The 24,200-nt window shown below is 49.9% G+C and carries 24 protein-coding genes; 13 read left to right on the top strand and 11 right to left on the bottom strand.

What is annotated here, in order from left to right; all coding sequences use genetic code 11:
• Positions 1-157: 157 nt before the first annotated feature.
• From IEY46_RS18935 to IEY46_RS18910, 6 genes are all read left to right on the top strand, one after another.
• Positions 158-1,507, top strand: coding sequence for a glucose-6-phosphate isomerase (locus tag IEY46_RS18935; protein ID WP_188993585.1), 1,350 nt, complete (start codon positions 158-160; stop codon positions 1,505-1,507).
• A 31-nt stretch (positions 1,508-1,538) separates the two neighbouring features.
• Positions 1,539-2,171: a YigZ family protein gene (locus tag IEY46_RS18930; RefSeq protein ID WP_188993583.1), complete on the top strand. Its 633-nt coding sequence runs from the start codon at positions 1,539-1,541 to the stop codon at positions 2,169-2,171.
• Positions 2,172-2,362: 191 nt separating this feature from the next.
• Entirely contained in the window at positions 2,363-3,169 is an 807-nt protein-coding gene (gene cysT, locus IEY46_RS18925; protein WP_373288839.1) for a sulfate ABC transporter permease subunit CysT, read from the top strand.
• Complete coding sequence (locus IEY46_RS18920) at positions 3,166-3,963, top strand: sulfate ABC transporter permease subunit (protein WP_188993579.1); 798 nt, start codon at positions 3,166-3,168, stop codon at positions 3,961-3,963. The genes cysT and IEY46_RS18920 overlap by 4 nt, the downstream gene beginning before the upstream one ends.
• A 3-nt stretch (positions 3,964-3,966) precedes the next feature.
• Positions 3,967-5,031 carry a sulfate/molybdate ABC transporter ATP-binding protein gene (locus IEY46_RS18915; protein ID WP_188993578.1) on the top strand — a complete coding sequence of 355 codons (1,065 nt, stop codon included), beginning with the start codon at positions 3,967-3,969 and terminating at the stop codon, positions 5,029-5,031.
• A 21-nt stretch (positions 5,032-5,052) separates the two neighbouring features.
• On the top strand, positions 5,053-6,123 hold the full coding sequence (locus tag IEY46_RS18910; protein ID WP_188994021.1) for a sulfate ABC transporter substrate-binding protein: 1,071 nt from the start codon (positions 5,053-5,055) through the stop codon (positions 6,121-6,123).
• A 70-nt stretch (positions 6,124-6,193) separates the two neighbouring features.
• Here the strand turns inward: IEY46_RS18910 and gpmA are convergent, their stop codons facing one another.
• The 8 genes from gpmA to IEY46_RS18870 form a co-directional block, all read right to left on the bottom strand.
• Positions 6,194-6,964, bottom strand: a complete 771-nt coding sequence (gene gpmA / locus IEY46_RS18905; RefSeq protein ID WP_188993576.1) for a 2,3-diphosphoglycerate-dependent phosphoglycerate mutase — start codon at positions 6,962-6,964, stop codon at positions 6,194-6,196.
• Between the two features lie 52 nt (positions 6,965-7,016).
• Complete coding sequence (locus IEY46_RS18900) at positions 7,017-8,150, bottom strand: stalk domain-containing protein (RefSeq protein WP_188993574.1); 1,134 nt, start codon at positions 8,148-8,150, stop codon at positions 7,017-7,019.
• Between the two features lie 125 nt (positions 8,151-8,275).
• Positions 8,276-9,391, bottom strand: coding sequence for a GerAB/ArcD/ProY family transporter (locus IEY46_RS18895; protein WP_188993572.1), 1,116 nt, complete (start codon positions 9,389-9,391; stop codon positions 8,276-8,278).
• A gap of 5 nt (positions 9,392-9,396) precedes the next feature.
• Positions 9,397-9,639, bottom strand: a complete 243-nt coding sequence (locus IEY46_RS18890; protein ID WP_188993570.1) for a hypothetical protein — start codon at positions 9,637-9,639, stop codon at positions 9,397-9,399.
• Between the two features lie 8 nt (positions 9,640-9,647).
• The gene (locus tag IEY46_RS18885; RefSeq protein ID WP_188993568.1) at positions 9,648-10,844 is read right to left on the bottom strand and encodes a Ger(x)C family spore germination protein; all 1,197 of its coding nucleotides are present in this window, start codon (positions 10,842-10,844) and stop codon (positions 9,648-9,650) included.
• Positions 10,845-10,861: 17 nt separating this feature from the next.
• Positions 10,862-12,376: a spore germination protein gene (locus IEY46_RS18880; RefSeq protein WP_188993567.1), complete on the bottom strand. Its 1,515-nt coding sequence runs from the start codon at positions 12,374-12,376 to the stop codon at positions 10,862-10,864.
• A 177-nt stretch (positions 12,377-12,553) separates the two neighbouring features.
• Entirely contained in the window at positions 12,554-13,354 is an 801-nt protein-coding gene (locus IEY46_RS18875) for a Cof-type HAD-IIB family hydrolase (RefSeq protein ID WP_188993565.1), read from the bottom strand.
• Positions 13,355-13,444: 90 nt separating this feature from the next.
• Complete coding sequence (locus IEY46_RS18870) at positions 13,445-14,287, bottom strand: AraC family transcriptional regulator (RefSeq protein ID WP_188993563.1); 843 nt, start codon at positions 14,285-14,287, stop codon at positions 13,445-13,447.
• Between the two features lie 155 nt (positions 14,288-14,442).
• Here IEY46_RS18870 and IEY46_RS18865 point away from each other — a divergent pair, with 155 nt between their 5' ends.
• Together IEY46_RS18865 and IEY46_RS18860 are read left to right on the top strand one after the other, a co-directional pair.
• Entirely contained in the window at positions 14,443-15,387 is a 945-nt protein-coding gene (locus IEY46_RS18865) for an aldo/keto reductase (RefSeq protein WP_229750364.1), read from the top strand.
• A 204-nt stretch (positions 15,388-15,591) separates the two neighbouring features.
• Positions 15,592-17,016 (top strand): S41 family peptidase, encoded by a 1,425-nt coding sequence (locus IEY46_RS18860; RefSeq protein WP_188993561.1) that lies wholly within the window; start codon positions 15,592-15,594, stop codon positions 17,014-17,016.
• A gap of 84 nt (positions 17,017-17,100) precedes the next feature.
• Here the strand turns inward: IEY46_RS18860 and IEY46_RS18855 are convergent, their stop codons facing one another.
• Entirely contained in the window at positions 17,101-17,715 is a 615-nt protein-coding gene (locus IEY46_RS18855) for a DUF2087 domain-containing protein (protein WP_188993559.1), read from the bottom strand.
• A gap of 154 nt (positions 17,716-17,869) precedes the next feature.
• Here IEY46_RS18855 and IEY46_RS18850 point away from each other — a divergent pair, with 154 nt between their 5' ends.
• From IEY46_RS18850 to IEY46_RS18840, 3 genes are all read left to right on the top strand, one after another.
• Positions 17,870-18,463: a glycerol-3-phosphate responsive antiterminator gene (locus IEY46_RS18850; RefSeq protein ID WP_188993557.1), complete on the top strand. Its 594-nt coding sequence runs from the start codon at positions 17,870-17,872 to the stop codon at positions 18,461-18,463.
• Positions 18,464-18,679: 216 nt separating this feature from the next.
• Entirely contained in the window at positions 18,680-19,516 is an 837-nt protein-coding gene (locus IEY46_RS18845) for an HAD-IIA family hydrolase (protein WP_188993555.1), read from the top strand.
• Positions 19,513-20,406: a metallophosphoesterase family protein gene (locus tag IEY46_RS18840; protein ID WP_188993553.1), complete on the top strand. Its 894-nt coding sequence runs from the start codon at positions 19,513-19,515 to the stop codon at positions 20,404-20,406. Before IEY46_RS18845 ends, IEY46_RS18840 begins: the two co-directional genes overlap by 4 nt.
• A gap of 484 nt (positions 20,407-20,890) precedes the next feature.
• On the opposite strand, the gene IEY46_RS18835 is transcribed toward IEY46_RS18840, so the two are convergent.
• On the bottom strand, positions 20,891-21,649 hold the full coding sequence (locus tag IEY46_RS18835) for a TspO-related membrane protein (protein ID WP_229750363.1): 759 nt from the start codon (positions 21,647-21,649) through the stop codon (positions 20,891-20,893).
• Between the two features lie 245 nt (positions 21,650-21,894).
• Here IEY46_RS18835 and IEY46_RS18830 point away from each other — a divergent pair, with 245 nt between their 5' ends.
• Complete coding sequence (locus IEY46_RS18830) at positions 21,895-22,350, top strand: DUF4362 domain-containing protein (protein ID WP_188993551.1); 456 nt, start codon at positions 21,895-21,897, stop codon at positions 22,348-22,350.
• 142 nt (positions 22,351-22,492) lie between these two features.
• Positions 22,493-23,161, top strand: coding sequence for an MBL fold metallo-hydrolase (locus tag IEY46_RS18825; RefSeq protein ID WP_188993549.1), 669 nt, complete (start codon positions 22,493-22,495; stop codon positions 23,159-23,161).
• Positions 23,162-23,182: 21 nt separating this feature from the next.
• On the opposite strand, the gene IEY46_RS18820 is transcribed toward IEY46_RS18825, so the two are convergent.
• Complete coding sequence (locus tag IEY46_RS18820; RefSeq protein ID WP_188993548.1) at positions 23,183-24,178, bottom strand: RluA family pseudouridine synthase; 996 nt, start codon at positions 24,176-24,178, stop codon at positions 23,183-23,185.
• Positions 24,179-24,200 lie beyond the last annotated feature (22 nt).

Genomic DNA, 24,200 nt, shown 5'->3' with positions numbered 1-24,200 from the left:
ATCCATTATTCTAAGGCTACCGCTGAATGATGGACATACTTAGTAGCGCCATTTCTTCTTGATTCCATAGGGTCAATCCGTTAGCGGTTAATTCCGGAAGGGTTCTTGCGCATAATAGCAGTCGGAACAGATCCGAAAAAATAGGAGGATTCAATTCATGAGCAAAGCAGTAAAATTTGATTACAGCAAGGCACTGGCTTTTATCGGTCAGCACGAGATCGATAATTTATCCCAGCAGGTTCGCGCAGCGCATGACCAGCTGCATAATGGAACTGGCGCGGGGTCTGACTATTTGGGCTGGATTGATCTTCCGAATAACTACGATAAAGAAGAGTTTGCGCGTATCCAGAAAGCAGCGGCGAAGATTCAGTCCGACTCCGAAGTGCTGATTGTAATCGGAATTGGCGGTTCATATCTTGGTGCCCGCGCAGCGATCGAAATGCTTTCGCATTCCTTCTATAACTTACTGCCGCACGAACAGCGCAAAACACCGCAAATCCTGTTCGCCGGCAACAATATCAGTTCTACATACCTGACCCATCTCCAGCAGCTGCTGGAAGGGCGCGACTGGTCCGTCAACGTAATCTCCAAATCCGGAACCACAACGGAGCCGGCTATCGCTTTTCGTATTTTCCGCGAAGCGCTGGAGAGCAAGTACGGCAAGGAAGAAGCCCGCAAACGCATCTACGCCACAACGGACCGCGCACAAGGCGCGCTGAAGAAGCTGGCTAATGAAGAAGGGTATGAGTCCTTCATTATCCCGGATGATGTCGGCGGACGTTATTCCGTTCTTACTGCTGTCGGCCTTCTGCCAATCGCGGCTGCAGGTATCGACATCGAAGCGATGATGAAAGGAGCGGCGGATGCCTCTCAGGCGTATGCCAGCCCCGAGCTTGCCGAGAATGAAGCTTACCAATACGCCGCTGCCCGCAACGCCTTGTACCGCAAAGGCAAAACGACAGAAATTCTTGTGAATTACGAACCGTCGCTTCATTTCGTATCGGAATGGTGGAAGCAGCTGTTCGGAGAAAGCGAAGGCAAGGATTACAAAGGGATTTTCCCGGCTGCCGTAGATTTCTCGACGGATTTGCATTCCATGGGACAGTTCATCCAGGAGGGCAACCGCAATATTTTTGAAACGGTTATCCAGGTGGAGCAGGTGCAGGAGCAAATCACGATCGGCCATGATGAGAGCAATCTGGACGGGCTTAACTTCCTGACTGGAAAAACAATGGATTTCGTCAACAAGAAAGCTTTTGAAGGTACGCTGCTCGCGCACACGGACGGCCAAGTGCCGAACTTTATCGTCAACATTTCCGATCTTACGCCGTATACGTTCGGTTATCTGGTTTATTTCTTCGAGAAAGCTTGCGGAATCAGCGGTTACCTGCTTGGCGTCAATCCATTCGATCAGCCTGGCGTCGAGGCGTATAAGAAGAATATGTTCGCTCTGCTCGGAAAACCCGGATACGAGAAAGAGAAGGCTGAGCTGGAAGCGCGTTTATAATTCTCTAGAAAGCAAGGAGCTTTGAGCAGCTATGCTGAACCGATACAAGACGCTTCGTCAGCAGGCCAGCGGTGAGATTATCATCAGAAAATCACGTTTCATCGGTCACGGCAAACCGGTTGAGTCGGAAGCCGAGGCCATCGCATTCATTGATGAGATCAAGAAGCGGCATAGGGACGCAACACATAACTGCTCGGCGTATCTGGTTGGGGAACGTGATGAGTACCAGAAGCAGTCGGATGACGGCGAGCCAAGCGGCACGGCAGGCAAACCGATTCTGGAAGTGATGAAGCATCAGGAGCTGAAGAATTCCGTTATTGTCGTCACCCGGTACTTCGGCGGCATTATGCTGGGAGCCGGCGGCTTGATCCGCGCCTATGCAGATGGAGCCGTGGCAGCGATCGAGGCTGCTGAGCCTGTCGTGAGAATTCTGCGCCGCGAGATCATCGTAGACGTTGATTATACCTGGTACGGAAGGCTGGAGAATGAACTGCATGCCCAAGGCTGGAAAATAGGCGGGACAGCCTTTACGGACCGCGTGGTCATTACTTGCCTGCCGGAAGAGGCGGAGGCCGACCGTTTCGTGGCCTGGATGACAGATCTGACGCAAGGACAATCCATGATTACAAAAGGCGGCACCTTATTTGATACCGAGGGGGAGTAACCTCTCGCCCAAAACTCCCCGGTCGGTACCTTCCGGGGAGTTTTATTTTCCTCATCAGTTCGATCATTTTTTCTTATATAATCATTGACTAGACAGGTTGCAGTCTGCTACATTATTAATACCGAGTAACTTAATGGGAATTAGCGCGATTCCACATGGAAAGCGCCGGGGGGTAAGTCAGCTTGAATCTCATGATGCGCAGCCGTTGGTGGAGTTTCGGTTTTCGCAGCACCATCATGCTTTACTTTATTGTGTTGATTATTTTGCCAATTATAGGAATTTATACGCAATCGTTCAAACTGGGCTGGGGGCCCTTCTGGGATAGCATTACCGATCCTCTGGCGTGGAAAGCGGTTCTGCTCACGATTAAGCTTTCGGTTATTGCCACGGTCAGCAATATGCTGCTTGGCACCATGATCGGATGGGTGCTGATCCGTTACCGGTTTCCGGGACGGAGGCTGCTGAACAGCTTGGTAGATTTGCCATTTGCGCTGCCGACAGCTGTCGGCGGATTAATGATATTGCTTCTGCTGGGGCCGAACAGCTTCGTTGGCGGATTAGCCGACAAGCTCGGATTTCAGATTGTTTTTCACGAGCCCGCTATCATCATAGCCATGGTATTCGTTACGTTTCCGTTTGTGATCCGGGCCGTTCAGCCTTTGCTTGAAGAGATGGACAAATCCGAGGAAGAAGCCTCCTACACGCTGGGCGCTTCCAAATCGCGAACGTTCTTTCAGGTGATCTTTCCTTCGATGCTGCCGGGTATTCTGAGCGGCTCGATGCTGGCATTTTCCAGGGCGCTGGCCGAATTCGGCGCAGTTGTGCTGGTAGCCGGCAACATCCCTGGCAAAACGCTGATCGCTTCGGTATACATTTTCGGAGAAATAGAAAGCGACAATACACAGGGAGCTGCAGCCACCTCGGTGCTGCTGCTGACCTTGTCTTTTATCATCTTATGGGTCGTCAACCTCGTTCAGACGAGGAGGGCAGGCAAATGAAGAAGCTCTGGATTGCTTTAACCTATCTTGTTTTTCTCATCCTGCTGATCGCGCCGATTGTGAAGATATTCACCGGGGCCTGGGAGGATGGATGGAGCGGATTTGCCGAGGCGCTGACGCGCAAGCAGGCGCTTCATGCTCTTATGATGACGGGCAGTATCGTGCTTGTGGTTACGGCCATTAATACTTTGTTCGGCGTCATGCTGGCCCTTTATCTGGTGCGGGCAACCTGGCTCGGCCGGAGGATCAAGCAGCTGCTCAACAGTTTCGTTGATTTGCCGTTCGCGGTATCGCCGGTTATCGGCGGTCTTATGATCGTGCTGCTGCTGGGACCGAACTCCATTATGGGCGCTTTCTTCGAGGGGATCGGCTTCAAAGTGGTTTATGCGCTGCCGGGCATGATTCTGGCAACCTTGTTCGTCACATTCCCGCTTATGGTGCGCGAGGTGATGCCGGTGCTGCAGGAAATCGGTGCCCAGCAGGAAGAGGCAGCATCTACGCTTGGCGCGTATTCCTGGTATACCTTCTGGCATGTAACCTGGCCTTCGATCCGTTGGGGCGTTATCTATGGCGTCGTTCTTACAGTCGCCCGGTCATTGGGTGAATTCGGCGCCGTGCTGGTCGTCTCGGGAAATATCATGAACAAGACACAGACAGCGACAACGCTTGTCTATCAGGATGTCGAGAATTTTAATGTGACGGCTGCAAATGGTGTAGCGCTTGTGCTGGCGGCTTTCTCTGTCGGACTTCTGCTGCTCATGGAATGGGCCAAAAAGAGAAAGGAAGTGCATTAAACGATGCATATCGAGGTGCGCGGATTAAATAAGCAGTTCGGCGATTTCCAGGCCGTTCGCGATGTCAGCTTTGATATTGAGAAAGGCCGCCTGATCGGCCTGCTGGGGCCAAGCGGCGGAGGCAAGACATCGATACTCCGGATGCTTGCGGGATTGGAGCAGCCTTCATCCGGAGACATCGTGTTTCACGGCAAGAGGGTGAACGATCTGCCGCCGCAGGAGCGCGGGATCGGGTTTGTATTCCAAAATTATGCGTTGTTCAAGCATATGACCGTATATGATAACATTGCTTTTGGGCTGAAGGTGAAGAAGCAGTCCAAAGAAGCCATTCGCGAGCGGGTCATGACGCTCGTCGAGCTGACGGGCCTTAAAGGCTTCGAGCATCGTCTGCCACATCAATTATCGGGCGGACAGCGTCAGCGGGTAGCCTTCGCCCGGGCATTGGCTCCCGAGCCCCAACTTCTGCTGCTCGACGAGCCGTTTGCGGCGATTGACGCCAAAATCCGTTCCGAGCTTCGCACCTGGCTCAAGGAAATGATTGAGCGGGTGGGAATCACTTCCATCTTCGTGACCCATGACCAGGACGAGGCGATTGAAGTAGCGGATGAAATCATGATCATCAATAAAGGACGGCTGGAGCAAAAAGGCTCGCCGTGGGATATCTACAAGAGCCCGCAAACCCAGTTTGTGGCAAGCTTCATCGGCGAGTCTACGATCGTTTCGCAGGTTGAGCGTCTCAAAGGCTTTGAGGAAGCGTCCGCCTGGCCGGGGACACAGGCGCTAATCCGTCCGGAATATATTGAGATCGGCAAACAAAGCGAGTTTCGTATCGCATCGGCAACGGCGCGCGGGACCGTCAAGCATGTTCACTTCCGCGGCAGCGAGTGGATGATAGAAGTTGAGGTCGGCGACATCAAGCTGATTACGTACCGGTCGCTGGAGAAAGACGTTCTGAAGCCTGGGGATGAAATCAGTGTGCTGATTCACCGGGCGTACCTGTTTAACGATAACGACACATGGATCATGGAGAATAAGCTGAAGGAAGACCCGATGCCGATTCATATTTAATAACGAAAGTGTTGTGTAATGATGAAACCTACCCTGACTAAAGGATGGCGATTGACCGGTTTATTGTGCACAGCCCTAATTTTATTGATTACCGCAGCCTGCAGCGGGAATAATTCCAGCGGGGAAGAAACCGGTGCGGATGTTCCTCAAGGGGATATCACGCTTGTCATTGGCGCCTATTCCGTTGTTAAGGACGCATTTGCGGATCTGCTTCCGAAGTTCAAGGACAAATGGAAGGCAGAAACCGGACAGACGATTGCTTTTCAGGAATCCTATGAGGCATCCGGCACACAGGCAAGAGCGATTGCAGGCGGCTTCGAGGCAGATGTGGCGGTGCTTGCCATGGAAGGCGATATCGATAAAATCCAGAAGGCGGGCTTTATTACGCATGACTGGAAGCAGGCGCTTTTGCATGATGGAATGATTACGCGTTCGATTGCCGTTCTGGGGACGCGGGAAGGCAATCCCAAGGACATTCATGATTGGGAGGATTTGACCCGTGATGAGATTAAGGTGCTGTATCCCAATCCGAAAACATCTGGAGGGGCGCAGTGGGACATCAATGCCATATACGGCGCGGGACTGAAGAAGTCAGAGGCGGATACGGGCAAGAAGGATCCCGCTTATGCGAAAGCTTTTCTGGAGAAAATTCATCAGAATGTGGAGTCACTGGACAAAAGCGGGCGCGCCTCGATGGCTGCGTTTGAATATGGAGTAGGCGATGTGATTGTTACCTACGAGAACGAGCTGATCGCCAGAATCAATAAGGGCGTTCAATATGAAATCGTTGTGCCGAGCACTACGATACTGATCGAGAATCCCGCCGCGGTTGTGGATGTTAACGTGGATAAGCATGGAACGAGGGAAGCGGCGGAAGCTTTCCTTGCCTACCTGGAGACACCGGAAGCGCAGCTTATCTTCGCCAATCATGGCTTTCGCCCCGTTGACGACGCGGTGATGGCGGAGGTCAAAGACCGCTACCAGCAGCCGGCTGATCTATTTGATATCCATTATCTCGGCGGATGGGACGATGTACGCAAGAAGCTCTATTCCCCTAAGGGCATCTGGTATCAGGTGCTTGCAGGCTTGTAGCAGCCTCTCCGTTATCTGGGGAAATAACCGACGAAGCACACTGCCGCCGCAGTGTGCTTTTCTTCGTATTCTAACCTGTGGCGTCGGCCCCTGGCTGTTGCTGTGGGTTTCCAGGCAATGGATCTGTTACGGATTTGCTCTCCACCTTGCCGGACTCTCCCAGAAAATAATGTCGCAAAGGCTGGAGCAGATCATCCAGCTCATAAACCAGCGGTGTGCCTGTTGGAATGTTGAGACTTGCCATATCATCTCCGGGAATTCGGTCGATATATTGCACAAGCGCTCGTATGGTATTGCCGTGGGCGGCGATCAGCACCCGTTTACCGGCCTTGAGAGCTGGCTGGATGGTTTCATTCCAATAGGCCATTGCCCTCGCCTGTGTATCCTCCAGATTTTCCGTTAACGGCACACATTCTTGAATTCCCCGATATCTCAAATCAGACCTCTCGCAGCGCGGATCATTCAGCTTAAGAGCAGGAGGACGGATGTTCACCGACCTTCTCCACTCATGAACCTGATCGTCTCCGTATTTTAAAGCCGTCTCGACTTTGTTCAAACCCTGTAAAGCGCCATAATGGCGTTCATTGAGCATCCATGTTTTGAATACGGGTATCCACATCAACTCCATTTGATCGAGAATAACCCAGAGCGTGCGAATCGCTCTCTTCAAATAAGACGTACAGCCCAGATCAAAAACATAGCCGTTATTGCGTAAAATCTCCCCAGCTTTTCGGGCTTCATCCAGACCGGTCGCAGATAAATCGATATCCGTCCAGCCGGTGAAACGGTTCTCCAGATTCCATTGGCTTTGGCCATGGCGAATCAGAACAAGCTTGATCATATTCTTGCGTCGCCTTCCTTCCCGCAGAGGAGCCTGCTTTATTCGGAAATGGCTAGTTTGAGATGGTCAGGGAGTCCGATGTATAAACGACTTTAGCCTGAAATACTTTGGAAAAAAAGGCGAGTGGTACATACAGGCTGCCGTTTTTTACGACGGGTTCGGTATCCAGAGAAATGGTGGACTGTTTATTAGTTGGGTAGGAAACCTTCCCTTTGGTCACAGTAATCCGCTGCGAGCCTTTGGTCAGCTCAGCCTGCCGCAGGGTCTCATTCCAAATGAGCTTATATCCGAGCGCCGTGGAAATGGACCTAAGAGGCGCCATTGTCATGCCATCCTTATTGGTATAAAGGGGGGCTTGTCCAATATCCAGGACGGACCCATTGATTTTGACTACCAAGGCGCTTGAATCTCCTGTTTCCGTATTCGCCAAAGGAATCTGGATTTCCGGGAGGCCCGATGAATACGGCGCAATCTCGTAATTTTGGAAGAGGATGACCGCATGATTCCCCTGCAGATAAAAAGTCTGGTCGTCCGAGATGCCTTTAAATGTATCCTGAAAATAATCCTCAGGGTTTGCGGCAATCACTTCTTTAACTTTTTTGTTGATGACCGTTTTATAATTTGCGCCGAATAAATCCTTCAGCGTGATAAGTGAAGGCTTTGGGGCATTATGGATATTATAGGTGTCCGCACGGGTAATGCCGTGGGCGCCTCCCGTAAACACATAAGTAAGCACCTTTATGGATAAATAACCGTTGTCCCGTGTGCTTCCGTCCGATTGGACTTCGTATTTGACGGTAATATCATAGGGGATAAAATCATCGCCTGCTGCTTCCGCCGCCGAAGCATCCCTCTCTGCCTGCTGCTGTACAGTTTCGAGATCCGCTCTGGCCGTTTCGGCGATGCGGTGATTCAGCTCGCCTTGGTATTGCGCGCTTTGCAGACCTTGGACAACCGGGTACTCGATCGCAGCAGTATACATTTTTGTGTCGGTGTTTATCTTCTTCGTGGTGAATTGAATGGCAGGCAGCTGCTGTTTGGCTGCAAATGATTTTGCATGGCTGACGCCGGCGGCCGGATTCTCTTTGGCAAAAGAAAACGAGGCTCCCGCCTGAAAGATGAAGATGCCTACTACTCCGATGGCCAACAATTTCATACTGATCGTCTTTAAGTTGTTATGGGTCATAGTGATCCTCCCTGATGTTGAATATCCCTAATAATAAGGATTTCTTCTCGGAAATGAGTAACAAAATGGTTAAAGACGCTTAACCTTTTGTACCCGGATCTGCAAAATGAATAACCCTTTTCCCGTCAGGCATCAGGATTTGCGGCGGATTTTTGCATGTTTTTTTTGAACAAATAAGCAAGAATTAACGTCATCATGATGATCAGGGCGTATGTTAAATCGAAGAAAGGCCAATATTTTCTCGCCACATCCGAGAAGTAGGAGACGTTCGGAGAAATATAGAAAGCCAGACCGAACAGGATCATCCCCACAGGATAGGTAAGAATCCGGTAGTCCTTCAGCTTGAACAGCTGGGACGTGCCCAATATAAAACCGTAATAATAGAGGATTATTTTGAAAAAAATCGAGAATAGCCAAATAATAGCCATCATCGCTTCAAGTCGCTCCAGAAAATGCGCGATACTGATTTTTTTGGCTAGCGCATAGGTGGGATAAAGATGAAAAGTTGTCATATCGGCACCCAGCACGAGGATGGACAGGAGAAGCAAGATGAAAAGGATGGTTCCGCCTATAAGTGCGCCAAGGATAAAATCCCGCTGTAAATGGGTCCCTTGTTTCACATGAGGAAATATCATCAGAAACACCAACAGCTCCGTGAACGGATAGGTAACCGTATAAATCATCCCTTGCAAAATAGGGGGGATGCCCCGGCTCAGAATGGGGGATAAGTTAGTCATGTGTACTTGCGGGAGCATGAGAACGACCAGGCAGAATAAAAAAAACAGAAACCAGGGAAAGAAAATTTCGCTGGCTCTGGCAATCGGCTCCAATCCAAGGCGGATTCCGATCATTAATACCAGAATCATCATGAAATGAATGGCCCGAAGCGGGGTTTCAACCAGGATACTGGTCGTTATAAAGTCGCTGGCTTCCCGTAGCATCGCCGATGTATTCAATAAGAAATAGAGTACAAACAAGAGAGAGACGATCCCTCCAAGCGTCCTCCCCATCACGTTGCGGTTGATCTGAATGATCGTCGCCTGCGGATAGGTCTTCCAGAGGCGCAGAACGAGCCAAACGATGAACAGCCCGGCGGGAATGCCTGCGAGCATGGACAACCAGGCATCCCGCTCAGAGGCCTTGGTAATTATGGAGGGCAGGATGAGTATAGAGTCCCCGATTGTGGAAAAAATGGCGAGGATGGTTAATTGTTGAATGCTGATTTTCCCTTTTTCAAGCAATAGATTCACCTCCTTGTTTCATTTTCGTTAAATACAAGTTCACTGATGGGCTTATAAATCAATTTGAGCACGTTCAAAGGACTGGGGAGGTTCATGGGCTTGGTGGCCATGCTACTGAGAACGATTCCGATGGCAAGCAAAATACTGACGAAGATCACTTCTTTCTTCTGCCGCTTACGGAACAGGTCAGGCAGCTCGTAAGCGGCGATAGCGAGTCCGATGGCAAGAACTGAAATAACGCTTACCATAATGGTTGTCACTCCCTTAATTTGTTGCTGATCGGATTGTTGATCGAGCCGACTCTGCGGATGGTCACTTTTACGTCATAGTTTACTTTAAGCTTGATAAATAGATCCTCCCAGCGATCCTTAAGCCTGCTCCACTCTTTCGGATGATTGCGGTAGATCGTCTGTCCGAAGCCGAAGATGTCGCTGTGATATTTTTTCTGTATGGTACTTACCGTGTTTTCCATAAGGAGCGTAAGTTGTTTGGACCACTCCTTCTGCAGATCCTTGATTGTCTCCGGGTTGGTGAAATCTATTTTGCATTCCACATCCCCTATATTGGCAATGCTTTCGACTTTCACATCGATTTCCGGCTCTCCTTGCCTGATCCGGCTTTTTAGTGATGTCTTGGAGTTGTAGGTTTCCAATACAAGCTTTCCGCCTTCAGGGCAATTGACATGATCTACGGTACTTCCGATATTATCCAAAATATAGTTGTACCCCTTGCTTTCTTCTTGGTTCAACCACCCGACCAGGCGGTCCTTTTCAAATACAGCCAGGTCGGACAGCTCCAAACGCGCGGAGCTGTCAATTTCATTTACATTCCTCTCCTTCTCTCCAATCTGCTGGTTACCGATGATATGGACTCCCGTTATAACCGGATTAATGCCGACCGTTATTAATTGGGTGGCCAGCTGATCCAGCGTTACTTTCGTCGAAGTGCCCGCGAACTTGGCGGAAGCTTCCAGTGAAGCATAGAGATTCTGGGAGGGTATCTTTTCAAGTGGCGTCATAATTTTTAGGGCATTCTCTGCGGTGCCGTTCTTTGCGACAAGCATATAGATGTCGGGACGCGGCTCCGCATCGCGCATCTGAAGATCCAGTATTTTGGAGATGCCTTCTCTGGCGAGCGATTCCCCGACGATGATTACGCGTATATGCGCTCCGTAAATTTTCCGGGGGCTTGTCATTGTCAGCTTCCGCAAGGTTTCAAAAATCGTAGGACCGGAGGCCTTGTACATCACAACGGGAGACCTTACGGAACCACTGTTTTTGGTCGATACCGATGACGGATCAACAACCTGCACGGAAACATGATATTGATCGCCGATTTTATCGTAGCCTGTCCCAAGTTCAATACCCAGCTCATTTAATTCACGGCGGTCCCAACAGCCTGTCAAACATAAGGCTAACAGGCTCAATATCAGTATTCCGTGTCTCCAGTACATTGCGGATTTGTCCCCCTTTATTTTCCCTGCTTCTTTCCGGATTTTTGCCTCGTATTATTCTTCTGCGCAAGGAGCGGCGGCCTGGTTAACATGTCCTGCCAGGGAATCCGGAAGAAGGTATCTTTCTGGCCTTTCAAATTCATTGGTGACAACGGGCTCATGTATGGAACGCCGAACGAACGCAGTGAGCTCAGATGCAAGACCAGCACAATAATTCCCATCAGAATGCCAAACAGGCCGAACGAGGCGGCGAGGCCCATGAGCAGGAAACGGAGCATACGAACCGAGATGGACATGCTTGTCGCAGGGATTACATAACTCGATATCGCCGTAATGGAAACGATGATAACCATAACGGAAGATACAATGCCCGCTTCCACTGCAGCTTGTCCGATTACGAGGGTTCCGACAATAGATACCGCTTGACCGACTGTCCGTGGCATGCGTACACCGGCTTCACGTAAAATTTCATAGGTGATCTCCATCATCAGCGCTTCGAAAAAGGCGGGAAAAGGAACGCCGTCCCGTTGCGCGGCAAGGTTAATCAGCAAATTAGTCGGCAGCATCTCCTGATGAAAGGTGGTAATGGCAATATACAGAGAAGGGGCCAGCAGCGAAATGAAGAAGGATAAAAAGCGGATAATCCGAAGCAATGTACTGACATCCGAGCGCTGCGCATAATCCTCCGCCGATTGAAAAAACTGGATGAACAGGGCCGGAACAAGCAGGGCAAAGGGGGTCCCGTCAATCAGAATGGCCACCCGTCCTTCCAGGATGCCTGCTGCAATCGTATCCGGTCTTTCACTGTTATAGATTGTCGCAAATGGAGATAGCGTCTTATCCTGAATCAATTCCTCGATATATCCGCTCTCCAGGATCCCGTCGATGTTGATTTGGTCCAATCGTGACCGTACTTCCTTTACGATACTGTCCGCGGCTACATTTTTCAGATACATAATGGCTACGGTTGTCTGGGTAACTTTGCCGATATAGCGCTGCTCCAGCCACAGGTGAGGGTCTTTTATTTTGCGACGGAGCAGTGCGGTATTCGTTCGGAGATTTTCATTAAAGGCCTCCATAGGTCCCCGGACCACTGTTTGCGTGATGGGTTCGGAGACGCTGCGGCTCTCCCATCCGCTTACTCCGATACGCAGGCATTCCGTGCATCCGTTCACCAGCAGGATGGCATCGCCGGATAGCAGACAAGTAAGCAACGTATTCTGATCGTTTATGATGCCGATATCGCCTGCCATCAGGATATCGTTTCTTATAAAATCAAGGAGAGTTCTACCGTTGCATACGTCCTGAGGATGTGCCTTGCAGGACATCAGATTTTGGATGATGCTGTTGTGCAATCCCTTGAGATCGACAAGCCCGTCGATATAAACGATAGCCGTCATCACGCCATCACTGAGAAATATTTCTTTGAGAATCAAGTCGGGACTTGCACCGAGGGCATTCTGCACGGCTTTCAGATTAACGTGAAGGTTCTCCTGCAAAGGACTGGCGTTGTCCGGGTTCAAAGGATCCATTATTAAGCCCCTTTTTTTGGGAAAATAGATTATTCAAACGAAACACTCATAAGCGTTTTCCTATTATCACCATGCGATCAAGAATTTATGAAAACCGCAGAGACCAAGAAGCGGACAAAAAAAGCTGCCGCACAAAGCAAGAATCTTGCTTTGTGCGGCAGCTTCTATCAGACGCTGTCAGGACGGATTCAGAATAAATTTCTCAATGACCTCGCGCACGCCTTCCTCATTATTGGAGGAGGCCACATATTGGGCCATCTCCTTAAGCTTCGGAAGCGCATTTCCCATGGCTACGCCAAGACCGGCGGCTTCAATCATTTCATGGTCGTTCCATGAATCGCCGATAGCAATGACGTCATCGAGCGTACAGCCGATATGCTCCGCCATAAACGCGATAGCATGACCCTTTGTTCCTTCTTTATGCATAAACTCCAGGTAATGGGCTTTGGATTTGGTGATATGCACGCGGTCCCCGATGAGCGGCGTCAATTCCAACGCAATTTCATCCAGATAAGCCGGATCGTCGATGATGAGCATTTTGGTCGAAGGCTGGTCAATCAGCTTGTTGAAGTCCGGCTCGACGACAAAAGGAATTTTGGAGAGCCCCGAATATCCGCGGGCTTTCTCATTATCCTCCTGGACATATAGAATATCGTTGATGTACAGCTGCAGATGCAGCTTGCGCGCCTCGCAGAAATCAAACAGCTGCTGGGCGGCATCCTTCGGCACGCTTCGTTCATAGAGGACCTGCTCATCTATCAGCGTCTTGACGAGCGAGCCCTGATACGTAATGATCGGCACATTAAAGCCGATTTGCATGGCGATTTTTTTGGCTGAAGGGAACATGCGTCCAGTGGCAAGTGTAACAAATACGCCTTTCTCAATGGCAGCAGCAAGTGCCTCTTTGGTTCCGGGCGTAACGACCAGATCGTCGGTCAGCAAAGTATCATCAACATCAATGGCGATCAATTTATACATATGGTTATTCCTGCTCCTATTCTCTCTTTAGGTTTTCATTGATTGTAGCGGAAAATGAAACGGCGGACAAGCGATTTTTTTGCTTCAAGGTTACCGGCCCATCAGAAAAAGGTTGCGGTATGCTGTGGGCGTCATCCTTTCGCTTTGCAGAAACCGTTTGTTGAAATAACTCGGATTTTCATAGCCGCAGAGCAGCGCCACTTCATGGATCGGCAGATTGTACCGGTCTACCAGCAGCTGTTTGGCTTTGCCTATCCGGCACATGGTAACGAATTCCAGCGGTGTTTGGCCTGTAGCCCTTCGGAACCAGCGGCAGAAGGCATAACGGTTGGTACCCGCCTTTGCTGCCCAATGATCCAGATCGAAAGCTTCAGCTGCTGCCGCCTGCAGCTCAGGGAGCAGGTGGGAAATGCGTCCGCTTGCTGCCACTGCGGATGTGTTCGCCGATAGCGGTTCGGCTTGTTCAATTAGTTCCGCCACAATGCCGTACATCAGCATCGAGACACTTGTGGGATAGAGCGATTGATATTGCTTCATTTCCGCGAGAAGGTCATCGATCCGGTTCTCCAGCAATTTGGGCGAGCGGATCCTCCATACAATCGAACGGTGGAAGCCCCGTTCAGTCAGGTCGTTTAATGCTCCGCTGCCGTAGAAGTGGATCCATTTTACGCTCCAGACAGGGTTATGGCTGCTGTAATAGAACTGTTTATCACCCGGGAAATACAGGAAGGCGTCGCCGGCTTTTAGTTCAATACGACCGCTGTCTCCTTCTACAAATCCCTGTCCGGCCGTGACCAGATGAAGATTGAATTCCTTCAGGTAACCCGCGGGACGGTTAACGGTGTGGTCTCTGGCTGACTGATAGAAGCCGGCCGATTCGGGAAAGCAGTAGAAACGTTCAGGCCGGACCAACGGCAGTGTCAAATGCTTCATAACCGGTCATTCCATCCTCCCTAAGCAGGTAAGTCTAAGATTTCGCAATATTGTTTTAGATCCTGCAATATAATTCGATGTTATTGCCTGCAAACCTCCTTTATAATCATCAATATAGGACAAACAAACCATGACAGAAGAGGAGCGGGATAAAAATGATGAAACGAATCAAAGTGGAGGGCGTTCAGCAGGGCATCTCCCAGCTTGTGCAAGGTTCTATGATGCTCGGCATCGATAAAATGGACTATTCCGGCGAATTGCTCGATTCCTATATCCATGCGGGCGGGAATACGATCGATACCGGTCATATCTACGGCGCGAGCTCTGCACAGGCGATTGGGCAATGGATGGAGGACCGGGGCAACCGGAGCGATGTCGTCATCATTGGCAAAGGGGCCCACCCCTACGAGCAATCCAGGATGACCAAAACTTGTATTCAGAGCGATCTGGTGGAGTCGCTGGAGCGTCTCAAAACGGATTACGTCGATATTTATATGCTTCACCGCGATGACCCTAATGTCCACGTCGGCTATATTCTCGAAGGCTTGAACGATCAGATCGCCGCAGGCCGTTGTCTGTCGCTCGGAGCATCCAACTGGACGGTAGGCCGGATCAGGGAGGCCAACGCCTATGCGGAGAAGAACGGAATGAAGGGTTTTGCCAGCAGCAGTCCCAATCTTGGACTGGCCAAGCCGATCGAGGCGCGCTGGGCAGGGTGCGTGTCCACCTATGCGGAGGATGAGCAGTGGCATAAGCAGTCGCAGCTTCCGGTCATTTCCTGGTCCTCCCAATCTGGAGGTTTCTTTACGAATCGTTATACGCCGGAGCAGACCGGGGAGACGGACATGGTGCGGGTTTATTACAGCGCCGAAAATTGGGAACGCAAGCGGCGTGCCGCGCAGTTAGGCGAGAAGTATGGCGTAAGCACCAACCATATCGCGCTGGCCTATGTGCTGAACCAGCCGTTTCCGGTTGCGGCTATTATTGGACCGCATCAGACCTCAGAGCTTTATGACAGCCTTAAGGCGCTCCCTGTAGCCCTGACGGCAGACGAAATCGGCTGGCTTAGCCTTGCGGAAGAAACGCTGCCGGCAGAATAGCACCGTATCGTTTTATTCCTGTTTAGATCTTGCAGTAAACAAAAGGCCCCAGCCCTTGCCGGTCAGGCATGATACGAAAAATTTGTCGCATTGGTGACATTGACAGCGGAAGGGGAGGTTTGGGCGCTGCGCCTGGCTTGCGGCTGACCCGGGAATGCGATAAAGTGAGTAGCAGATTCCTTGTGTCAGAACGGAGTGGTAGAGATGAATAAATATGGCCGGCAAGAAGCGAACCAGCGGCGGAATGTGAACCTGGTTCTGCTTGTGGTGGTGGCTTGCGCGCTTGGTTTTATCGGCGGACGAATATCGATGATGGCGCAGTATCCCGTCTTGAAAGAAGCAGCCTTCCGCAACCTGTCTTACGCTTATACAGAAATTATGGATAATTATTTAAACGGGGCAACGTCCAAGGCGCTTGTCGAAGGAGCCACAGAAGGTATGGTTGCTTCGCTGGATGACCCGTATTCGGTTTATTTGAGCGGGGATAAGGGAGAGCAGTATGTCCAGTCCTACGAGGATACCTTTGTCGGGATAGGCGTTGAAATACGGGAACAAGACGGAGAATTCATCATTGAAAATACGATAAAGGATGCCCCTGCGGAAAAAGCGGGTTTAAAGTCCGGCGATGTGTTTCTGTCTGTGGACGGCAAAACCGCCAAAGGCATCACGCTGGCGGATTTGAAACAGCTGGTCCAGGGCAAGGAAGGCTCTACCGCCAAGCTTATGATCCGCCGCCAGGGGATGAATGAGCCTTTGGAGGTTCCCGTCACCCGCGGGGCTGTGCCTGTTCATACAGTCACGTTTGAGATGAAGGAGGGCCAGATCGGCGAAATTTCGATCACCCGTTTTGCAGAGAAGACCGGCGACGAGTTCAAGGAAGCCGTGACCAAGCTGCAGCAGCTTGGGATGAAGTCGCTGTTGATCGATTTGCGGGGCAATCCAGGCGGTCTCCTGACGCCAACGGTAGAAATCGCCAATTTGTTTGTACCAAAGGGAGAAACGATTCTTCAAGTGGTCTACAAAGACGAGAAACAGGTGATTACTCATAAATCGGAGCAAAAAACACCATGGAAGCTGCCGTTGGCTATTTTAGTTGACGATCACACCGCAAGTTCCGCAGAGGTGCTGACCGCTGCGCTGAAAACGACCGCGAATGCTTCAGTAATCGGTCAAAAAACGTTCGGTAAAGGAATTGTCCAGAACTTCAGACAGCTAAAGGGAGGCTCCGTACTGAAGCTTACGGAAGCCCAGTGGCGTTCTCCCGACGGTCAATGGATTCATAAGAAAGGAATCGAGCCGACGATTGCCGTCGAAGCGCCTTCGTATACCTTGCTCCCAAGGCTTCCGGCCGGTCTGCTGATCAAGGAGGGCGATTACGGGGACAAGGTGCAGACGGTTCAAACGATGCTGAGCACGCTCGGCTATAGTGCAGGCGCGGGGAATGGAATCTTTGATGAAGGTACGGCTGCAGCCGTGAAGAAGTTTCAGCGTGACGAGGCTTTGCCCGATAACGGAGCTGTAAATGACAGGACGGCCTACCGGATCACAGCAAGATTGATGGAGAAGTACAAGAAGGAAGATCCGCAGCTGCGGGCAGCGCTCAAGGCGCTTCAGGCTGAGGGTAAATAAGTGTTTAAGAAACCGGCTGCGCCGTATTCCAATGGGTGCAGCCGGTTTCTTTGAATTATAGACATGTTTCTTCTTATTCGTACTTTAGGAGAGATTTTCCCACTTCTCCCACATCGTGCGCGGATTGCGTTCATAGACCTCATGATCGCGATACAGATACGCATGCATAATGAATTCCCGGCGAATCGTGGCAAAATCATCGTGGAACTGTTTAATAAAGCCGTTGATTTCTTTCTCCGAATAAGATCTGCCTTCTTCCAGCCGCTCGGCCAGGCTCTCCAATACAATGCGTTTTTTCTTGAGCTGCGCCGGGATATGCTTCAACTTCCCTTCCCCGCTGAAAAAATTCCGCAAAACGGATTGTTTAAGACGTTCATTCTTTTCTTCCAAAGAAGCGGCCTCCTCGGTATAGGGCTCTTGCTCCTGCTCTTGAAGCAAAGCCAGCAGGGAACCGGCATACTGCTTCAGAAAATAACGGTCCAGGGAAAAATAAATCGCATTCTTCTCCCGACGTTCATGAAGCAGGCTTACCGCCCGGAGCTTGGCGGCATGATGGGTGATGGTGGCCGTGGACAGAAATAGCTTGCCGGCAAGCTCCTGTCCTGTCAGCTCTCCGGCGGCGAGCAGAATAATCATCCGGATCCGGGTTGGATCGGCGAGCGCTTTATGATAGTTGACGATCTTATCAAGCTGAAGCATAATCCTGCACCATCCCCAATTAGAAATTTATTTAATTAGATAATATTCTAATTAGTTGCGGATGTCAAGATTCTTATCGTCCCTTATTAAGGCGTGACTTGTATGGAGTATCCACGTACAATTAGGGGAGAAGACGTAATAGACAAGCTTGGAGGTGACGCTTATCCGATTATTATACCGATTAGCGGATAAACCGGTTATTGCGGCATTGCGGGATTTAAGCCAGCTGGAGGCGGCCCTTGTCAGCGGGGTGGATATCTGTTTTTTTATGGGCGGATCTATCATTGAGATGAAGGATGCTGTGGCGCGCGCCAGGTCGGAGAATATCAGCTCTTTTATTCATATCGATCTGGTCAAGGGTTTATCCCGAAGCGATAAGGAAGCGGTTGACTTCGTTGCAGGCTATATCGGTGCGGATGGTATTATTACGCCCAAAGCTCATCTGATTCAGGAGGCAAAACGAAACGGGATATTCGCGATCCTGCATGTGTTTATTATCGATTCGCTAGCGGTCCGCAACGCGATGAGAATGGTGGAGTCGGTCCAGCCCGACGCCATAGAAATTATGCCGGGGCTGATTCCGAAGACCATCGCCGGCTTCGCGGATGCTTTCCAACAGATACCGGTCATTGCCAGCGGCTTGGTCGAGACGCCATCCGAAGCGAAGCAGTGTCTGGATGCCGGAGCGATGGGAATATCGACCAGCCAGCGCGGGCTGTGGGGATTAACCTACGACCAGTTAAGCTAAGAACATGATCAAGCGGTCCCGGATTGGTTTAAAAATGCAAAAAGTCTTGAAATCATTTAATCGCTGGCATATAGTAAAGATAATTGTTTTGTTTGGAGCCCGCGTACAAGAGTGAAAGCTCTAAATAACAAGCAGAAGCTTATTTCTGTTTGTTGTTTAGAGCTTTTTTTGCATCCGGATGCTCCAAATTCGCAATCAGACAAAGGGGGAAAGTGAATGGCTGTATGGCAGGAGAAAAGCACATACTTATTTGATTTGGACGGCTGTATTTATTTTGGCCGGACGCTTGCACCTGGAGCCGGGGCACTGCTTGAAACATTGCGGGCAGCGGGCAAGAACGTCGGCTTCGTCTCCAATAATTCCCGCGATACGGGCTGGGAGGTGGCCAGGCGGCTGGAGGCGATGGGATTGTCTGTGCAGCCGGAACATATTGTGACGGCAACCGAATATATGGGTGCCTTCATAAGCAGGCGGTTTGGACCCAGCCGGTTGAAGGTGGCGGGCAGCAGCGCGCTCATACATTCCCTGGAGGAAGCGGGTCATGAGGTCATTCCGTTCGGTTCGGGATCGGTACCAGAGCTTGTTGTGATTTCCCGGGACACGGAGTTTAGCTATGAGAAGCTGCAGATCGCCGCTGCTGACGGAGCTCGCGGGGCCAGAGTCGTGGCGACGAACCCGGATCTCCACCATCCCGGGGAGAACGCTGCCAGGGTGCCCGAAACGGGGGCGCTGCTTGCCGCTCTTCAGCCGCTGCTGGATGATGAGATCCAGATTCTCGGCAAGCCTGAGCCGTATTTATTCCAATATGGTATGGATCTGTTTGGAGTTGCCCGAACGGAATCGGTATTCACCGGAGATAATTTGCAAACGGATATCAAGGGTGGCTTGGCTTTGGGACTGACAACCGTATGGATTAACAGCAATCAGGAGCCGCCGGGCACGCATTCATCCCCGGATATTACTCCGGATTATCATTTCGTGGATATGCGTGCTTTTCTGGAAAGCATTCATGATTCCGATTATTTCAAGATGAAGGGGAGGAGAACCCAATGAAGCAGCAAATGAAGCATAATCAGGAGAAAACGACGATTTGCATTCCGGGTTTGAAGGAGGATCTTCGCATTATGCAGATCACGGATACCCATTTGTGTGAAGCATATCCGCGGGAAGGAGAGGAGTTGTGCCGAATGGCTGGCAACCGTCATACCGGTTTTCGCGAGCAAGGGCAGCCGGGGGACTTCACCCTTACGGATTTGCTTCAAGGTCTTATCCGATTAAGCAACGAAGAGCGGGTAGACGGTGTCGTGTTTACCGGCGATATTATTGATTTTCCTTCCCTTAAAAATATGGAAGTAATGAAGAGCGCCTTCGGCGAGCTCCAGATGCCTTATCTGTACATGCCCGGCAATCATGACTGGAGCTTCCCGCATCTGCCCGTTACGGACGAAATGAGGGTAGAGAGCTATCCTTTATTTCAGGAATGGTTCTCAAATGTTCCTGGCTGCCAGGCCATTCAATTAGGCGGGATGAATCTGATCGGCGTGGACAACAGCAATTATCAGCTGACGGAGCAGCAGTTTGATTTTATTCGCGAGCAGTGCGAGCTCGGACTGCCCAGTCTCTTATTTATGCATATTCCGCTGTATCTTCCATCCTTGGAACCTGCGGTCAGAAGCCAATGGGGCGGAAGTCCGATCATGATGGGAGCAGAGGATTGGACGGATCAGGAGCTTCTTAATTGGCAGATCAGGCTCCCTGACGAGAGTACGCTGGCATTTACTGAATGGATTCGCCGCGGAAAAGGGGCTGAGCGGATCAGGGGGGTTTTTAGCGGGCATGTCCATTTCCATCATGTGGACGCCATTACCGACGGGAGGATGCATCATACAACGCTTGCCGGGTTTAAGGGTGGTTCGCGGATGATTCATTTGACAAAAGCATAAGGGAACGTTAATAGGGTTTCTGCTTGTCGGTGACAACCAGAAACCCTATCCGTTAACCATTTTCGTATTCAATTGTTTCCTGCACACTCCATTCAAACAACTTCCGTTGCAAATTCTATAAGACCATCAACTTTGACTTTGAAGAATATCCCTGACGCTGTCTTTAGCAGCAGCGGCTATTCTCCTTCACAGCATCCAATTTGATTTCCCGCAATGTCCCTCAAGCAAGCAGCTTTCTTTGCTTACTCCTTCCTATGAAATTCAAATCCACAGAAATCTAAAGGTTTCGTTGATACGAAGGACATGCATCGCTAACATTCTCCAATGGACTATCCCCTCTCGGTGGACTGTGTATCATTCATGTTGTGAATGATATGTACCCATTGTACATGTAAAATATTAATTTTGTAAATATTCAGAATAATCAAAAATTTGGACATAAGAGAGCTTTTCTTTAAAAATGCTCTCTTATGCTCCTTTGTTTTTACCATTTCGAGGGTTTCCGTCTGCGTAATAACACATAGATAGCGAAAATGCCAAGAAAAATCGCCCCAACCATTGCTGTGGTGTAGATGTCGGTGTAATCCTTCTGCTTGAGAGCAATCGCGACGAAAGCCCAGACGAATACAAGAACATAAAAGGAGTCACGGTAAACGCTGCCGATAATCAAAGCCAGAACGAACGCGATAATCAGCAGAACGATCGTCCAAGTCACTTCCGACAACCCAAACCTCTCCCAGCCGGCATTGGAAAGTCCAATTGTGATATTCACTATCGATGCGACGCTGATCCACCCGAGATACAGGCTGAAAGGCAGTCTGACCCAGAGCCTCTCCCCGGTAGAGGGACTCGATGAAGCTGAGCGGATTTTCTGATAGACAATAATCAAAGAAAGAAGAAGCGCGATCATAATGAATACGCTGGTTGTCACATATTCGTAATGCCAGGCGAATATCCAGGCTACATTGAATAGGCAGCTGACAAAAAACCAGGGGCCGATATTTTTTGCGGAAGCTCCCGAGCGGGTTCCCAGCTGATAAATAACGAAACCGATCAACAGCACATAAATAAGGGACCAGATAGAAAAAGCATATCCGGCCGGAGTGATCAATACCGGATGTTTGTCCGACAGCTCGGCGGTCGTCTTGTTGTTGAGCGGAAGAAATTGAGCAAGCGCATTAGCGGCAAGAACCGCAAGCAGTCCGAAAATATTCCACATACGGTATGTATTTCGAGTGTTCACAAGCGTCCCCCTTAACATTGATTTCCCATATAGGTCTGCTATCTATTCACCTTATCTGATTTTCATTAAACGCAGCAAACGAAGCAATCCAAAGAAGAGATTGCTTCTCATGGAACAAATAATGATCGGGATGATCGGGATGATCGGGATCGTCCGTAAAACGTATGGAGGATCTCCGCAATGATGATTTTGTGTTACATTAATCAGTAGTGTATAAGATAGCATTTGTCTTGAGGAGGTTATTTATGAGATACAATAAACTAATAATTTGCGTACAAGCAGTTATAATTATTGGACTGCTGGGTGTCATTCTCTCACTAACAAGCCAGTCTCAAAAAGAAAATATAGACAAAAACAACTCCCTTCTCTCTAACTTTGATCAGGCGGATTTGGACCGCATTGATAATTTGGTGAAAAGATTTAATGATGGTAAAGGAGATAATTTAATGATTATTTCTCCAACAATGGATAGCGGCCCAGAAATTAATGATGTTATTTCAAATGGTAAAGAAATCAATTGGGTTGTTGATCACTCACGTGACGCAATGAATACAAACAATGGTAAGACGGAATATGTCTGTAGATCAATCCGATTAAAGGACAGAGATGAGGAATATATTGATGTTCAATTATCAAAATGCAATAACTACAAAGAAGATGAACAACTCAGTATTCTTTCTTTTAGAAAAGACCAATTGTAATGTTCGATGTTCGATTGCTATCGCCTCCTAATCTCCAGCGGATACGCTATGCATCAAAGCTCGTTGACAAGGAGAACAAATCCGGGATATATTGTAACCAACGGTTAATAACCATTGGTTACTGAAAGGGGCGGAAGGAAATATGAAGGCGGAACGGATATCGCAGCATGTCTGGAGTCTTAGAATATGGATGGTTATTCCTGTACGTGTCTGGGTCGTTGTGGAAGATGATGGAGTTGTGTTGGTGGATGCAGGCATTGGAAGCATGACAAAGGGAATACTTACTTTTATTGACAAGCTTTCGGCAGGTCCGCTGAAAGCGATTATACTCACGCACGGTCATTCCGATCATGTGGGAGCGGTTAATAAGATCATAGGGGAACGTTCCGTCCCGGTCTATGCGCACCCGGTTGAAATTCCCTATATGGAAGGGATGCTGGCGTATCCACGGCGCAAGAAAGCAGCCGCCAGTTTGGAGGCCAGGATTGCCGTGCCGCTGCCGGAGGATGCGGAAGGAACCGGGTTAGCCGCATTCGGCAGCTTGAAGCCCTACCTTACTCCGGGTCATTCCCCCGGACATGTGGTTTATTATCATGAACGCGACAGGGTACTCCTGGCAGGGGATTTGTTTACCGCAAAAAGAGGAAAGCTGCGGCCGCCGATGAAGATGTTCACTGCGGATATGAAGGAAGCCATCGCGAGCAGTGCCATTGTCAGCAAATTAAAGCCGCTGCATCTGGAAATATGCCACGGCTCCCCGGTTCTGGAGCCGGCGCTTCAGATGGATGCTTATCTGTCGGCTTACCAATAAGCGGATCCCTCCTGATCCCGTTTACTTGCCAGGTCGTGAGGAAGGCTGCCGGGCATCCCGCAGGGCGTTCAGGAACTGCTTGGGGATATCCGTTTCGAATCGCATTACCTTTCCGGTGACGGGATGGTCGAAGGAAAGAACCCGGGCATGAAGTCCAAGCCGGCCTATGGCTTTGGACCTTGAACCGTATTTTTTGTCGCCTACGACAGGGTGTCCGATATCCTGCATATGAACACGGATCTGATTCTTGCGCCCGGTCTCAAGTTCCACCTCAAGCAGGGAAAATTCGCTGCTTGTTTGCAAAACCTTGTAATGCGTGACGGCCAGCTGGCCGTCATTGGGGTAAGGGCTCGAATACATGCGCAAGGTTTTGCTTTCCTTGAGCCAGGATTTAACTGTATCCTCCGGCTTCCTCAATTTTCCTTCCACCAGAGCTACATAGGTTCGTTCTTTTACCGTTTCCTGCCATGCGTTTTGAAGCTGCTGCTGTACCGCCTCGCTTTTGGCAAACATCATCACGCCGGATGTGTCGCGGTCCAGTCGATGCACCACAAAGATCCGGCTATCCGGGTTCTCCAGTCTAACATGGGCAGTGAGCTGGCGGTAGGCTGTCAGTTCGGTTTCTTGCGCTGATGCAATGGAAAGAAGTCCGGCTTCCTTATTGATAATGATAATATGGTCATCCTCGTGTAGAATCGAAAGCCCAATCAGCGGAGGTTTCTCGACAACCTTGTCTCTGCTGACCGACACGGAATCTCCTGGCTTCAGAGCCAGATTATAAGCGGTGACGGAACGGCCATTAACGGAGATCTGTCCGCGGCTGAGCAGGGATTTAATGGCATTTCGGCCCTGATGCTTGATGGCCTGCAGCAGAAAAGGCAGCAGTTCAATATGTTCTCTTACGGTGTAAGGCTTGTTTTCCGTGCTTTTGGCTGCGCTTCTCTCGCCGCCTGAAGCCGCTTGTGTACTGCGTTTATGTGCGGAATGGCGTTTGGAATCCGGTTTTTTGCTGTTCATGTTAAGGTACACACCGTCCTAT

The sequence above is a fragment of the Paenibacillus nasutitermitis genome, from assembly GCF_014641075.1.
Lineage (GTDB): Bacteria > Bacillota > Bacilli > Paenibacillales > Paenibacillaceae > Paenibacillus_Z > Paenibacillus_Z nasutitermitis.
The sequence above is the reverse complement of the archived record's forward strand: the minus strand, read 5'-3'. Positions and strand labels throughout refer to the sequence as shown.

Coding starts and splice junctions, on each gene's coding strand:
- IEY46_RS18890 (WP_188993570.1), bottom strand. CDS start 9,639: ATGGTAAGCGTTATTTCAGTTCTTGCCATCGGACTCGCTATCGCCGCT.
- IEY46_RS18855 (WP_188993559.1), bottom strand. CDS start 17,715: ATGCTTCAGCTTGATAAGATCGTCAACTATCATAAAGCGCTCGCCGAT.
- IEY46_RS18860 (WP_188993561.1), top strand. CDS start 15,592: ATGAATAAATATGGCCGGCAAGAAGCGAACCAGCGGCGGAATGTGAAC.
- IEY46_RS18880 (WP_188993567.1), bottom strand. CDS start 12,376: ATGGATCCTTTGAACCCGGACAACGCCAGTCCTTTGCAGGAGAACCTT.
- IEY46_RS18870 (WP_188993563.1), bottom strand. CDS start 14,287: ATGAAGCATTTGACACTGCCGTTGGTCCGGCCTGAACGTTTCTACTGC.
- IEY46_RS18920 (WP_188993579.1), top strand. CDS start 3,166: ATGAAGAAGCTCTGGATTGCTTTAACCTATCTTGTTTTTCTCATCCTG.
- IEY46_RS18820 (WP_188993548.1), bottom strand. CDS start 24,178: ATGAACAGCAAAAAACCGGATTCCAAACGCCATTCCGCACATAAACGC.
- IEY46_RS18825 (WP_188993549.1), top strand. CDS start 22,493: ATGAAGGCGGAACGGATATCGCAGCATGTCTGGAGTCTTAGAATATGG.
- IEY46_RS18935 (WP_188993585.1), top strand. CDS start 158: ATGAGCAAAGCAGTAAAATTTGATTACAGCAAGGCACTGGCTTTTATC.
- IEY46_RS18900 (WP_188993574.1), bottom strand. CDS start 8,150: ATGACCCATAACAACTTAAAGACGATCAGTATGAAATTGTTGGCCATC.
- IEY46_RS18875 (WP_188993565.1), bottom strand. CDS start 13,354: ATGTATAAATTGATCGCCATTGATGTTGATGATACTTTGCTGACCGAC.
- IEY46_RS18885 (WP_188993568.1), bottom strand. CDS start 10,844: ATGTACTGGAGACACGGAATACTGATATTGAGCCTGTTAGCCTTATGT.
- cysT (WP_373288839.1), top strand. CDS start 2,363: ATGATGCGCAGCCGTTGGTGGAGTTTCGGTTTTCGCAGCACCATCATG.
- gpmA (WP_188993576.1), bottom strand. CDS start 6,964: ATGATCAAGCTTGTTCTGATTCGCCATGGCCAAAGCCAATGGAATCTG.
- IEY46_RS18915 (WP_188993578.1), top strand. CDS start 3,967: ATGCATATCGAGGTGCGCGGATTAAATAAGCAGTTCGGCGATTTCCAG.
- IEY46_RS18840 (WP_188993553.1), top strand. CDS start 19,513: ATGAAGCAGCAAATGAAGCATAATCAGGAGAAAACGACGATTTGCATT.
- IEY46_RS18865 (WP_229750364.1), top strand. CDS start 14,443: ATGATGAAACGAATCAAAGTGGAGGGCGTTCAGCAGGGCATCTCCCAG.
- IEY46_RS18845 (WP_188993555.1), top strand. CDS start 18,680: ATGGCTGTATGGCAGGAGAAAAGCACATACTTATTTGATTTGGACGGC.
- IEY46_RS18930 (WP_188993583.1), top strand. CDS start 1,539: ATGCTGAACCGATACAAGACGCTTCGTCAGCAGGCCAGCGGTGAGATT.
- IEY46_RS18830 (WP_188993551.1), top strand. CDS start 21,895: ATGAGATACAATAAACTAATAATTTGCGTACAAGCAGTTATAATTATT.
- IEY46_RS18910 (WP_188994021.1), top strand. CDS start 5,053: ATGAAACCTACCCTGACTAAAGGATGGCGATTGACCGGTTTATTGTGC.